The sequence below is a fragment of the Agromyces sp. NPDC004153 genome (assembly GCF_053603635.1).
On sequence record NZ_JBSGFY010000001.1, the window covers coordinates 886,918 to 899,118 of the forward strand.

Here is a 12,201-nt window from a genome sequence, read left to right on the forward strand (position 1 = left end):
GTACGACGACCCTCGGTCAGTTCCCGACCGGATGCCCCGTCGGCGCGGGTGCGCCCTCGAGTCGCTGCCGGAGCCGTTCGAGGCTCGCCGGGGCATCCGTGCGGGCGCCCCGAGCGGCCATCACCCGGATGAGCCGGCCGATGCCGTGGCCCTCGAACCAGATCCGGTAGCCGACCTGCGTCGCGGAATCGCCGCTGGGGGCCAGCGAGATCGACACGTGCGCGCGCACCGGACCGTCGATGCCCTCGACCGCCCACCGCGCGCCGGGTTCGCATTCCGTGACCCGCCACCGGATGCGCCGCGGGCCGCCGGGCACGCGTCGGACCTCGTAGCCGATCATGCCGACCTGGCGGATGCCGGGCGGTTCGACGCCGGCCTCCTCGACCGTCGGCTGCCACTCGGGGAGCCGAGCGGCGTCGCTGACGTAGTCGAAGACCTCACGCGGCGTGCGCGCGATCTGTGCGCTGGCCTCGATGACCTTCATGGCGGCCACCTCCCGATCGACCGGCGCGTCGGTGCGCCGATCTCATATTCATGCCAGTATCATTCTCCTTAATGTCAGAAGTGTCAAGACGCCAGTACGACGCCACGCGTCGGCGCGAGCAGGCGGCCGGCACGCGCCGTCGGATCATCGACGCCGCCGCGCGGCTGTTCGTGGAGCGCGGGTACGCAGGCACCACGATCCCCGCGATCGCCGCGGAGGCGGGCGTGGCCGTCGAGACGGTCTATCGATCTGCGAGCGGCAAGGCCGGACTGCTGGCCGACGCCGTGCGCGCGGCCGTCGCGGGCGGCGCGGAGCGCGCCGAGGTGCCGGTGCGCGAACGCCCGGCGATCCGGCGGATCGACGAGGAACCCGATCCCGTGCGACAGTTGCGACGGTATGCGGCGACGCAGCCCGGGATCTGGTCCCGCGTCGGCCCGCTCCTCCGCGTCCTCGACGCCGCGGCGAACGGCGACGCCTCGCTCGTCGACCTGCGCGATCGCCTCGCCGCGGAGCGACGGCACGGCCTGCGCGACGGGTTCGGACGCATGCTCGCCGAGCGCAGCGTGCTGCGCGAGGGCATGACCGCCGAACGCGCCGGCGACATCGTCTACGCGGTGTGCGGCCGGGCCAACTACGAGGCGCTGGTCGGCGAGTGCGGCTGGAGCGACGAGGCCTACGAGGCCTGGCTCGCGGAGACGCTCGTGGCCGCGCTCCTGCCGCCGACGATGCATCCCACGACCTGACCGCTGGCCGGCGACTGCTCAGGCCGCCGCTCAGGCCGCCGTCGTGCTCGCGCCCGACTCGCCCGCGCCCGACTCGCCCGCTCCGCGCTCGCGCGCCACGAGCTCGCGCACGGCGGGCGCGATCTCGGCGCCGAGCCGCTCCGCGACCACGGGGTCGTCGCCCGCGACGAGGAACGCGCTCATGCCGTGGTCGAGCGCGAGCCCGGCGAGGTCGTCGACCCACTGCTCGGGCGGCCCCGAGAGCAGCCCGCGCGACACCGGCGAGAGCTCGACGCGCATGAAGTTGAGCAGGCGACGCACGTCGCGCGGCGAGCGGCCGGCGGCGAGCGCGGCGTCGTCGATGCGAGCGTTCGACGGGTCGAGCGACGCCACGCCGCGGTCGAGGTACTCGAGCGACGGCAGCCAGCCGTCGCCGACCTCGCCGGTGAGCCCCAGCATCCGCGGCTTGTACGCGCCGACCCAGACCCCGATGTCATGGGCGGGTCGGGGCCCGCGCTTCGCCCCGGCCACGTCGTAGTACCGCCCGTGGTGGGACACCCGGCCCGCGGCATCCACGTCCCAGAGGTCGCGGATGATCGCGATGCCCTCGCGCAGCGCATCGACGCCCTGGCCGGGCGTGAGCCGACGGCCGCCCATCGCCGCGATGCCGTCCCAGAACGCGCCGGCGCCGATCCCGAGCTCGAAGCGGCCGCCGCTGAGCACGTCGAGGGATGCCGCGGCGCGGGCGAGCACCGCGGGCGGCCGCAGCGGCAGGCTCGCGACGTTCGCGCTCAGGTGCACCCGCTCGGTGCGCGCCGCCACGTACGCGAGCAGCGTCGACGTGTCGAGGAACGCCGCCTGGTATGGGTGATCCTGGAACGTCACGAGGTCGAGCCCGGCGCGATCGGATGCCTCGGCGAGCTCCACGGCGTGCCGGGCGCCCTGTGCCGAGGGGGTGATGAAGGTGCCGAACTGCAGGTCGTGTCCGTAGTCGGTCATGATGCCGCCTCCCAGCGGGTCTCGGGAGAACCGACGGATGCCGCGGCGACCGTCGGGTCGATGTTGAAGTTGTCGCGGAAGCGGTTCTCCGGGTCGTACCGGCGCTTCAGCGCACGCAGCCGGCCGAGCACGGGCTCGGGGAACGCGTCGAGCAGCCGCTCGGGGCTGCGATCGGTCTCGAAGCTCAGGTAGAGCCCGTCGAAGTGGTGCCGCAGGCCGTCCCACGCCGCGGTGAGCGCGGCGTCGTCGGCCCCCATCGCGGTCACCTGGAACGCGGGCGTCCGGTGCGGGAAGCCCATGGCGTCGGGTGCGACGTCCGCGATCGCCCCGCCCATCGTGCGGAGCTCGAAGAAGTGCACGAGCCCGGTCTCGAGGAGCGCCGCGGCATCCGCTGCGAACTCGGGCGTGAGCACTGGGAGGAACGCCGAGCGCGACACCGGCTCGCCGAAGCCGTGCTGCCCGTCGGGCCCGACGTCGGCGGCCTGCGCCATCACGTCGCGGTACGGCATGACGGCGGCCTCCTGCTGCGCCAGCACGCCGACGCCCGTGAACGGCGTGAGCCGCTGGACGACGACGTCGGGATCGGCGTCGTCGACGATCGCGAAGAGCTGGATCACCGACTGGCCCTCCTGCGGGCGCCCGGTCACGAGGAACGCCGTGGTGTCGCGGGGCGCCGTGCTCGCGATGCGCCCGAAGTCGCGCAGGCTGCCCTCGAGATCGGGCGTGATGAGCGCGAGCTTCGCCCAGCCGACGTCGTCGACCTCGTCGACCTCGAACTCGAACGCGGTCGCGATGCCGAAGTTCGCACCGGCACCGCGCACGGCCCAGAACAGGTCGGCGTGCTCGTCGGCCGAGGCCCGCACCAGGGTTCCGTCGGCGAGCACGAGCTCGACCGCGCGCAGGTGGTCGATCGTGAGCCCGTGCTGCCGCGAGAGGAGGCCGATGCCGCCCGCGGTCGCCAGTCCGCCGACGCCGACGCCGCCGTAATCGCCCGAGCCGAGGGCCCAGCCGAACGGATGCAGCGCCGCGGCCACCTGCTTCCACGTCGCGCCCGGCCCGATGCGCACGAGCCGCCGCGCGCGGTCGAGCACGTCGATCGTGTTCATGCGACCGACGTCGATGACGAGGCCGCCGCGGTTCGTCGACCGGCCGCTGACGCCGTGTCCGCCGCTGCGGACGCCGAGCGGCACGTCGGGATGACGTCGCGCGAACGCGAGGGCGTCGGCCACCTCCTCGACGGTGCGCGGCCGGAGCACGAGACCCGGCGCCCCGCCGCGGAGGTAGGTGGACGAGACGCTGCGGTATGCCGCGTCACCGGGTTCCACCGTGGCGTCGACGAGCGAGTCGGGAACGCCGTCGTAGTCGATCCCGGCGACGCGGCGGGCGCGTGCGGCCGCCGAACGCATGGGCCGGGTCGGCGCGAGCCCGCGGAGCTCCTCGGCGAGCGCGGCGACGCGTTCCACTTCGGCGAGCGTGTCCGCCGGCACGACGACGGGCACGCCCTCGGCGGTGAGCGTCGTCAGGTCGTCGAGGGTGGCGCCGGCCGGTGCGGTGCGCCACGGCGGTGCGCCCGCGGCATCCGCTCGCCCTCCGCCGTCGCCGCGGTCATGGCCGGGCGCGCCGGCCCGGAGGAGCCGCGAGGGCGCGAGCACGTCCAGGCTGTCGTGGGCTCGGGCGGTGACGCTCGCGATCGGCCGCTCGGCGTCGCGCGGGTCGGATGCCTCGTGCCGCAGCCCGAACGCCGCGCCACGCGCTGCCCGCGCGGGCTCGTCGACGCCGATCGCGATGCGCTCGGTGCGGCCGGCCAGCCAGGCGGCGGTCGTCCACGGGTCGAGCGGCGCGCGGTCGACGTCGCGTCGTGCGCCGACCACGACGAGGTCGAGGCCCCTCGTCTCTGCGACAACGGCCAGCTCCGCCCCTGCGTCGACGGCCGGCTCGATCCGGATTCCGATCTCGATGGTCATGCTCCTCCAAACGTGCTGCATCGATGATAATCGGTGTCACAGATGATTTATTCCACAGAAGGAGCGGTAGAATCGACGGCATGAGCGATGCCATGCGAACGGATGCCCCGGCGCCTGCGTTCGACCTCGGCGACGACTTCGGCTGGGCCCTCGGGGTGCTGCTGCGCGGCTATCGGGATCGGGTGAAGCACGCCCTCGGCGACTTCCCGCACGGCACCCGCGGCTACGAGACCATGGCCGAGGTGCTGCGCGGCACGCAGCCGAGCCAGCTCGCCCTGGCCACCCACCTCGGCATCGACCGCACGGTCATGACCTACCTCGTCGACGACCTCGAGCAGGAGGGCCTCGTCGAGCGCCGGGCGAACCCCACGGATCGGCGCCAGCGCATGGTCGTCGCGACCGACAAGGGGCGCGAGCTCGTCGAGACCGCGTGCCGTCGCGTGGTCGAGGCGCAGGACGAGCTGCTCGGCACCCTCGACGGCTCCGAGCGCTCCGCCCTGCGGCAGCTGCTGAACAAGGCGGCGGCCGGCACCGGCGACGACGTCGACGACCCGTGCGAGGTCGCCGACGAGGCGTGAGGCAGGTCGGCTCGTGCTGTCGCTCAGGCGTCGCCGCGCGGCGTCAGCCGGATGACGGGGATCTCCCGATCGGTGATGCGCTCGTAGCGGGCGAAGCCGCGCGCCTCGGTCGTGACGCGCCGCCAGGCCGCGGCGCGCTCGTCGCCGTGCAGCTGCGACGCGGTCACGTCGATACGCTGCCCGGCGTACTCGATCCGCACCCGCTCGGGGTTGGCAGCGATGTTGTAGTACCACGAGGGGTTGCGGGGGGCGCCGTTCGCCGACGCCACGATGAGCCGCGAGCCGTCGGGTTCGAGGAAGGACCGCACCGGGTTCATCCGCTCTCGGCCGGTGCGCTTGCCGATCGTGACGAGCACCACCTGGCGGTCGTCCTTCGCGCCCTTGCGACGGATGCGCTCGACCATCCAGCGGTTGCCCCGCTGCTCGATGCTGCTGCGGCCGGGCTGCCGGGCGCCTCGGGTGCCGTTCGGTGTGTCGAATGCCATGGCGTCGCCTCCTCGGGGTGGCGATCTCTGCCTCCATCATCCCGCCGTTCGGCCGCCCCGTGCACGGAACGCCCGGCTTGAGGACGTAGGGTCGATTCACCGTCCCCCGCCTCGAGAGGAGTCCGCCTGCCATGAGCAGCGTCGCAGCCCTGGAAGTCTTCGACCGCCGAGAGTCCGAGGTGCGCGGGTACATCCGCGCGTTCCCGACCGTGTTCGACCGGGCCACCGGCTCGACCCTCGTCGACGCCGACGGCCACGAGTACCTGGACTTCTTCGCCGGCGCGGGCGTGCTCAACTACGGGCACAACAACCCCGCGTTCACGCGGGCGCTCATCGCGTATCTCGAGCGCGACGGCATCATCCACGGCCTCGACATGGCCACCTCGGCGAAGCAGGCCTTCATCGAGGCGTTCGAGCGCATCGTCCTGCAGCCGCGCGGCCTCGACCACAAGCTCCAGTTCACCGGCCCGACGGGCGCGAACGCCGTGGAGGCGGCGCTCAAGGTGGCGCGCCAGGCGACCGGCCGCTCGACGGTCGTGGCGTTCACGAACGCCTTCCACGGGCTGAGCCTCGGCTCCCTCGCCGCAACGGGCAACAGCCACTACCGCACGGCCGCCGGGGTCGGCCTCGACGACGTCGCGCGCCTCCCCTACGACGGCTACCTCGGCGCCGACGTCGACACGCTCGACCTGCTCGAGAAGATGCTCGACGACCCGGGCTCGGGGCTCGACCTCCCCGCGGCCGTGATCGTCGAGGCGGTGCAGGGCGAGGGCGGCATCAACGTCGCGCGCGCCTCCTGGCTGCAGCGCCTGCGCGAGCTGACGGCGGCGCGCGGCATCCTGCTGATCCTCGACGAGATCCAGGCCGGCGTCGGCCGCACGGGGGCGTTCTTCGCGTTCGAGGAGTCGGGCATCGTCCCCGACATCGTGACGGTCTCGAAGTCGATCTCGGGCTCGGGCCTGCCGATGTCGCTCGTGCTGCTGCGCCCCGAGGTGGACGTGTGGAAGCCGGGCGCCCACACGGGCACCTTCCGCGGCAACAACCTCGCGTTCGTGTCGGCCCGGGTCGCGCTCGAGACCTACTGGGCGGACTCGGCGTTCACCGACGCGATCGCCGCGAAGTCGGCGCTCCTGCGCGAGGAGCTCGAGCGCATCGCCGCCGACCACCCTGGGCAGGGCTTCGTCGTGCGCGGCCGCGGCCTCATGTACGGACTCGCCTGCGACGGCGATCGCACGCTCGCCGGCCGCATCTCGAAGGCCGCGTTCAGACGCGGGCTCGTGATCGAGACGTCGGGCGCGTTCGACGAGGTGCTGAAGTTCCTGCCCGCGCTGACGATCGAGGAGGACGAGCTCCGCCGGGGCCTCGCGATCGTGCGGGACAGCCTCGACGCGGTGCTCGCCGGCTGAGCCGGTTCAGGTCAGGAGCGCACAGCGGGAGGACGACGCTCGCTCAGCTCGACGGTCGCGGCGGCCTGACGGCCGACTCGAGCGTGTCGAGGTCGCCGTCCTGCGCGGCGAGGAACGCGTCGTGCAGCCGGTGCCGGTCGGTCGACGGCACCGACGCGTGGCGTCGGCGGGCGATGTGCCGGCGGGCCCGGCTGACGAGTTGCCGCGCGTTCGCGTCGGTCGTGTCCACGATCTCGGCGATGCGGTCGTACGGGTACGCGAACGCCTCGCGCAGCACGTACGCCGCGCGCTCGGTCGGCGACAGCCGCTCGAGCAGCAGCAGCACGGCGAAGTCGAGCGCCTCGTCGCGTTCCGCCGCGAGCTCGGGGTCGGCGCCCGTGTCGATCGGCTCCGGCAGCCACGGGCCGACGTAGGCCTCGCGGCGCACACGGGCGGATTGCAGCTCGTTGATGGCGAGCCGGGTGGTCGTCGTGGCCAGGAACGCGGCCGGCTCGCGCACGGCCGATCGGTCGTACTCCTGCCATCGGATCCACGCGTCCTGCACGACGTCGTCCGCGTCGGCGACGCTTCCGAGCATGCGGTATGCGATGCCGAACAGGCGCGGGCGGAGCTCCGAGAACGTGGCGGCCGCCTCATCCAGGTCCGATGCGGATGGCACGCCCCTCACCATACGCTCGCCCAGCCGCCGCCCGACAGGGTGGGACGGCGCATCCCTTCCCCACCGTCGGCGGCGGACGATACGGTGGGCCCCGGACCGAATGGGGATGACGATGTCCGTTTCCGACCGCGCTGCACTCGAACGACTGCGCTCCGACCTGCAGGGCACGATCGTGCTCGAGGGCGATCCCGACTACGACACGGCACGACAGCCGTGGAACCTCGCCGTCGACCAGCGACCCGCAGCCGTCGCCACGCCGGCGGATGTCGCGGACGTGCAGGCGATCATCGCCGCCGCCCGCGACGGCGGCTACGGCGTGACGACGCAGCCGAACGGCCACGGCGCCGACGGCGACCTCGCGGGCGTGATCCTGATCCGGCCGTCGCGGTTCGACGAGATCGTCGTCGACGCCGAGGCGCGGCTGCTCCGCGTGGGCGCGGGGGTGAACTGGGGGCGCGCGCTCGAGCGCCTCGACGGGACGGGCCTCATCGGCCTGGCCGGCTCCAACCCCGAGGTGAACGTCGTCGGGCTCACCATCAACGGCGGGCAGTCGATGTTCAGCCGTCGGTACGGCATCCCCGCGCGCTCGATCGTCGCGGTCGAACTCGTCGACGCCGCGGGCGACGTGCGCCGGGTCACCGACTCCGACGACGCCGAGTTGGCCTGGGCACTCCGCGGGGGCGGCGGCCTGTTCGGCGTGATCACGGCCATCGAGCTCGCGCTCTACCCGGGCGACGCCCTCCTCGGAGGCAGCCTCGCATTCCCGGCGCGGAACGCGGTCGACGTCGTCTCGGCCGCGTTCGAGCTCGCGCGCGACGTTCCCGAGCTCGGGCTCGACGTCGGCATGATGCAGTTCCCCGACATGCCGCTCGTGCCGCCGCCGCTGCGCGGCCAGACCGTCGCGACCGTTGCGCTCGTGCACGTCGGCGACGAGGCGACCGGGCGCTCCTACGCCGACCGCCTCATCTCGGTGGCCGAACCCGTCGCCGACACGCTCACGGCGTTCACGATCGGGTCGCTCGCCGCCGTGGCCGCCGAGCCGGTCGACCCGATGCCGAACGCCGACTTCGGCGGCGCGGTCGACACGCTCGACGCCGCGTTCGCGCAGGAGTTCGTCGACGCGTTCCTCGCGGGCGCCGAGCACGGCCTCATGCGCTGCAGCGTGCGCACCCTCGGCGGTGCGATCGCCGACGAGCTGGGTGCCGAGTTCTCGGCCGTGGGCGCGGTCCGCGCGGGCGGGTTCCTCAACGCCGGTGTGCTGCTGATGGACCCGTCGATCGACCCGGCCGCCGCACTGCAGCCGATGCGCGACCTCGTCGCGCGGCATCGGGGCGACACCACCGTGCCCACGTTCCTCGGGCTCGGCACGACACTCGCCGACGCCTACTCGGCCGACGTGGTCGATCGGCTCGCGCGCGTGAAGCGCCGCCTCGACCCCGACGGGATCATCCGCAGCAACCGGCCGCTGGGGTAGGCGCCGCGCGCTCGACGGCGATCACCGACACGCACCTCGATCGAGCCCGTCACAGTTCGGCGCGCCATCCGGTCTCAGCACGTGGAGGCGAATGCGCCGCCGCCGGCCGGACGACAGGATAGGCAGATGGACGAGAACCTCGACGACGCGCTCGCCGTCTTCCAATCCGTGCGCCGACGGCTGTTCGGCATCGCGTACCGGATGCTCGGCAGCGCCTCGGAGGCGGAGGACATCGTGCAGGAGGCGTGGCTGCGCTGGCAGGGCACCGATCGCTCGGTCGTGCAGGATCCGCCGGCGTTCCTCGCCACGACCACCACCCGCCTGGCCATCAACGCCCTGCAGTCCGCGCGTGCCCGTCGCGAGACCTACATCGGCCCATGGCTTCCCGAGCCCGTCGACACGAGCCAGGACCCGACGCTCGGCGCCGAGCGCACCGAGGCCCTGGGCTACGCGGTGCTGGTCATGCTCGAGCGATTGACGCCGACCGAGCGCGCCGCCTACGTGCTGCGCGAGGCGTTCGGCTACTCGTACGCGCAGATTCACGAGATCATCGGGGTCTCCGAGGCCGCCGCGCGCCAGCTCGTGAGCCGCGCGCGCAAGCACCTCGCCGGGGAGCGCCGGCGCGACGTCTCGGCCTCCGAGCAGCGCCGCCTGCTCACCGCGTTCGTGAGCGCCGCGCAGACCGGCGACCTCGAGCAGCTCGAGCGACTCTTCGCCGAGGACGTCGTGTCGTACTCCGACGGCGGCGGCGTCGTGCGGGCCTCGAAGTTCCCGGTGCGCGGACGGGTCACCGTCGCGAAGTTCGTCCGGGCGTTCCACACGCACTTCTGGGCGGGCGTGACGGTGACCGAGACCGAGACCAACGGGCAGCCGTCGGTGCTGCTCGCCAAGGACGGGACGACGTTCGCCGTGCTCGCCGTCGTCGCATCCGATCAGGGCATCGACCAGGTGCTCTGGATGATGAACCCCGACAAGCTCGGCGGCGTGACGTCCCGTGCAGCCTGATGCCCTCGTCGCCGGCCTGCTCGCGGCGCTCGAACGACGCGACGACCTCGCCGAGGCGGGCCTCCTCGACCCCGACTGCCGCATCGTGGTCGACACGGGCGACCCGAACGGCGCCGAACTGCGCGGCCGGGCGCAGGTGGCGAGCGCGCTCGACGACCTGCGGGTGCGGCATCCGGATGCCGCGTTCGCGACCGTGCACGTGAACGGCGCACCGGGGCTGGCGCTGCGCTCGCACGACGGCACGGTCGTCGGCGTGCTCGTGGTCGACCTCGGACGGGACGGGACGGTCCGAGAGCTGTGGCTCTCCGCGGCGCCGGCCAAGCTCGCGCACTGGAACCGGCGCCGCCCGGCCGAGGGCTGAAGCCCCGGCGGGGCGGCGCGCGGCATCCGCTTCGCTCACCGCGCGATGGCCGACTCCGCGTCGAGCCGCTCGAGCTTCTCGGGGTTCGCGACCGAGAAGATCTGCGTGATGCGGCCGTGCTCGATCGTGAAGCTCAGCGCGGCGACGAGCGTGCCGTCGACCTCCACCCGCGCACCCGGTCCGCCGTTGACCCACGCCGGCGTCGCCACCGGCGTGACGCCGAACTTCGCGAGCCCGCCGCGCACGTAGGCCACGAGCTTCGCGGCGCCCACGACGGGCCGCCGGGCCGCACCGCGCACCTTCCCACCGCCGTCGGCGACCGCGACCACGTCGGGTGCGAGCGCGTCCATGAGGCCCTGCAGGTCGCCGGTGTTGAACGCGGCGAGGAACCGCTCGACCACCTGCTCCTGCTCGGCCCGGTCGACCTCGACCCGAGGCCGGCGCGCCGCGACGTGCTCCTTCGCGCGGTGCGCGATCTGCCGCACCGCGGCGGGCGTCTTGTCGACGGCCTCGGCGATCTCGTCGTACGGCACGTCGAACACCTCGCGCAGCACGAACACGGCGCGCTCGGTGGGTCCGAGCGTCTCGAGCACCGTGAGCATGGCCATCGAGAGGCTCTCGGCGAGCTCGACGTCCTCGGCGACATCGGGGCTCGTGATGAGCGGCTCGGGCAGCCACTCGCCCACGTACTCCTCTCGCCGACGCGACACCGTGCGCAGCTGGTTCAGGGCCTGCCGCGTGACGATGCGCACGAGGTACGCGCGCGGCTCGCGCACCTGCGACTGGTCGACCTGCGACCAGCGCAGCCACGACTCCTGCAGCACGTCCTCGGCGTCGGCGGCCGAGCCGAGCAGCTCGTACGCGACCGTGAAGAGCAGGCCGCGGTGGACGACGAACGGGTCGGTGCTCATGCGTGCGAGCCTATGTCGGCCGACGAGCGCTCCGCGAGCGGCGGCAGCCCGCAGCTGGCCGAGAACTCGGCCGAGCGGATGCCGAGGGCGATGTTCATGCGCGCCGTCGCGTCCATCAGCCCGACCTTCGCGGTCAGCTCCAGCAGCGCCGGGGCGCCGAGCTCCTCGAGCAGCGTCGCGGAGAGCTCATCGGACACGGCGGGCGGCATCTGGCACATCGCCTCGGCGTACTCCATCACGCGACGCTCGAGCGGCGTGAACACGTCGGACTCCCGCCACCTGGGCACCTCACGCGCCCGCGCCTCGTCGAGGCCCTGGTCGTGCGACAGGAAGTAGTGCAGGTCGAGGCAGAAGCTGCACCCGACGTACGCCGCGGTCGCCATGCGCGCGAAGGAGGACAGGGTCGGATCGAGCGTGTCCCACTTCTCGGACTTCCGGCCGATGCTCATGAGGTCCTTCATCACGGTCGGGTTGTGCCACATCACGCCGACCGAATCGGGCACCTGCCCGAGCATCCTGCGGCTGGCGACCTTCACCACCGCGCCGAACAGGCCGGTGATCTCGGTCGGGGGAATCCTCGTCGCATCCATGGTGATCTCCTGCAGTGACTCGTGCATCGTGTGCGTTCGTCATGGAGACACCGGCCGGGGCCGGCGTGTGACAGGTGCGGGCCGACCCGGCGTGGGCGGGCGACGGATGCCTCACCGACGCGTCAGCACGAGCGACACCGGGAACCGTCGCACCACCATCCGGTACGGCGGCTTCGCAAGCACCGACGCGAGCTCCGGGCCGACGATGCGCGGCTCGTCGACCACCTCGATCCGGCCTCGCCACGAGAGCACCGCGCGGCCCGCGGCCTGCACGTTCCGGGCCCATTCGGTGGTCGCGCCCCAGGGCAGGCCGATGAGCACGAGGTCGGATGCCACGGTCGGCACGATCGCGATGGGCGTGTCGTACTCCGTGCCGCTGCGCCGCCCGCGGTGGTGCACGACGGCCCAGAGCGGGAACCAGCGGCGCCCGGCGAGCGCGAGCGCGATCGGGTCGCTCGCCCGCAGGAGCCAGCGGGGCGGCTTCCGTGGTCGACGAGGTGCGGCCATGCCTCCAGCATGCGCCTGTCCGCGTGAGCACGACACCCGTCGGTCCGCCCCGAGCGT

General features: G+C 73.2%; 14 protein-coding genes. 6 read left to right on the top strand and 8 right to left on the bottom strand.

Going from position 1 to position 12,201, the window contains the following annotated elements:
* Nucleotides 1-16 precede the first annotated feature (16 nt).
* Nucleotides 17-484: an SRPBCC family protein gene (locus ACWEOH_RS04185; protein WP_452028520.1), complete on the bottom strand. Its 468-nt coding sequence runs from the start codon at nucleotides 482-484 to the stop codon at nucleotides 17-19.
* 71 nt (nucleotides 485-555) lie between these two features.
* Between ACWEOH_RS04185 and ACWEOH_RS04190 the strand changes: the two genes are divergently transcribed.
* Nucleotides 556-1,227: a helix-turn-helix domain-containing protein gene (locus tag ACWEOH_RS04190; RefSeq protein ID WP_452028522.1), complete on the top strand. Its 672-nt coding sequence runs from the start codon at nucleotides 556-558 to the stop codon at nucleotides 1,225-1,227.
* A gap of 30 nt (nucleotides 1,228-1,257) precedes the next feature.
* Here ACWEOH_RS04190 and ACWEOH_RS04195 read toward each other — a convergent pair whose 3' ends face one another.
* Both ACWEOH_RS04195 and ACWEOH_RS04200 read right to left on the bottom strand, forming a co-directional pair.
* Entirely contained in the window at nucleotides 1,258-2,205 is a 948-nt protein-coding gene (locus ACWEOH_RS04195; protein WP_452028524.1) for an LLM class flavin-dependent oxidoreductase, read from the bottom strand.
* Nucleotides 2,202-4,169, bottom strand: coding sequence for an FAD-binding protein (locus ACWEOH_RS04200; RefSeq protein ID WP_452028526.1), 1,968 nt, complete (start codon nucleotides 4,167-4,169; stop codon nucleotides 2,202-2,204). The genes ACWEOH_RS04195 and ACWEOH_RS04200 overlap by 4 nt, the downstream gene beginning before the upstream one ends.
* 80 nt (nucleotides 4,170-4,249) lie before the next feature.
* On the opposite strand from ACWEOH_RS04200, the gene ACWEOH_RS04205 reads away from it, so the two are divergent.
* Nucleotides 4,250-4,747: a MarR family winged helix-turn-helix transcriptional regulator gene (locus ACWEOH_RS04205; RefSeq protein ID WP_452028528.1), complete on the top strand. Its 498-nt coding sequence runs from the start codon at nucleotides 4,250-4,252 to the stop codon at nucleotides 4,745-4,747.
* A gap of 23 nt (nucleotides 4,748-4,770) precedes the next feature.
* On the opposite strand, the gene ACWEOH_RS04210 is transcribed toward ACWEOH_RS04205, so the two are convergent.
* Nucleotides 4,771-5,232 (bottom strand): nitroreductase/quinone reductase family protein, encoded by a 462-nt coding sequence (locus tag ACWEOH_RS04210; RefSeq protein WP_452028530.1) that lies wholly within the window; start codon nucleotides 5,230-5,232, stop codon nucleotides 4,771-4,773.
* Nucleotides 5,233-5,363: 131 nt separating this feature from the next.
* On the opposite strand from ACWEOH_RS04210, the gene ectB reads away from it, so the two are divergent.
* A complete protein-coding gene (ectB, locus tag ACWEOH_RS04215; RefSeq protein ID WP_452028531.1) occupies nucleotides 5,364-6,638 on the top strand; it encodes a diaminobutyrate--2-oxoglutarate transaminase in 1,275 nt (424 codons plus the stop codon).
* A gap of 43 nt (nucleotides 6,639-6,681) precedes the next feature.
* Here ectB and ACWEOH_RS04220 read toward each other — a convergent pair whose 3' ends face one another.
* Nucleotides 6,682-7,296: a sigma-70 family RNA polymerase sigma factor gene (locus ACWEOH_RS04220; RefSeq protein ID WP_452028533.1), complete on the bottom strand. Its 615-nt coding sequence runs from the start codon at nucleotides 7,294-7,296 to the stop codon at nucleotides 6,682-6,684.
* A 112-nt stretch (nucleotides 7,297-7,408) separates the two neighbouring features.
* Between ACWEOH_RS04220 and ACWEOH_RS04225 the strand changes: the two genes are divergently transcribed.
* From ACWEOH_RS04225 to ACWEOH_RS04235, 3 genes are all read left to right on the top strand, one after another.
* Complete coding sequence (locus ACWEOH_RS04225) at nucleotides 7,409-8,770, top strand: FAD-binding oxidoreductase (protein WP_452028535.1); 1,362 nt, start codon at nucleotides 7,409-7,411, stop codon at nucleotides 8,768-8,770.
* Nucleotides 8,771-8,896: 126 nt separating this feature from the next.
* On the top strand, nucleotides 8,897-9,775 hold the full coding sequence (locus ACWEOH_RS04230; protein ID WP_452028536.1) for an RNA polymerase sigma-70 factor: 879 nt from the start codon (nucleotides 8,897-8,899) through the stop codon (nucleotides 9,773-9,775).
* Nucleotides 9,765-10,136, top strand: a complete 372-nt coding sequence (locus ACWEOH_RS04235; RefSeq protein WP_452028537.1) for a hypothetical protein — start codon at nucleotides 9,765-9,767, stop codon at nucleotides 10,134-10,136. The genes ACWEOH_RS04230 and ACWEOH_RS04235 overlap by 11 nt, the downstream gene beginning before the upstream one ends.
* Nucleotides 10,137-10,171: 35 nt before the next feature.
* Here the strand turns inward: ACWEOH_RS04235 and ACWEOH_RS04240 are convergent, their stop codons facing one another.
* The 3 genes from ACWEOH_RS04240 to ACWEOH_RS04250 all read right to left on the bottom strand — a co-directional run bounded on the left by ACWEOH_RS04240 (nucleotide 10,172) and on the right by ACWEOH_RS04250 (nucleotide 12,144).
* Nucleotides 10,172-11,047 carry an RNA polymerase sigma-70 factor gene (locus ACWEOH_RS04240; protein WP_452028539.1) on the bottom strand — a complete coding sequence of 292 codons (876 nt, stop codon included), beginning with the start codon at nucleotides 11,045-11,047 and terminating at the stop codon, nucleotides 10,172-10,174.
* Nucleotides 11,044-11,664, bottom strand: a complete 621-nt coding sequence (locus ACWEOH_RS04245) for a carboxymuconolactone decarboxylase family protein (protein WP_452028540.1) — start codon at nucleotides 11,662-11,664, stop codon at nucleotides 11,044-11,046. Before ACWEOH_RS04245 ends, ACWEOH_RS04240 begins: the two co-directional genes overlap by 4 nt.
* 84 nt (nucleotides 11,665-11,748) lie before the next feature.
* A complete protein-coding gene (locus tag ACWEOH_RS04250; RefSeq protein WP_452028542.1) occupies nucleotides 11,749-12,144 on the bottom strand; it encodes a nitroreductase family deazaflavin-dependent oxidoreductase in 396 nt (131 codons plus the stop codon).
* Between the last annotated feature and the right edge of the window lie 57 nt (nucleotides 12,145-12,201).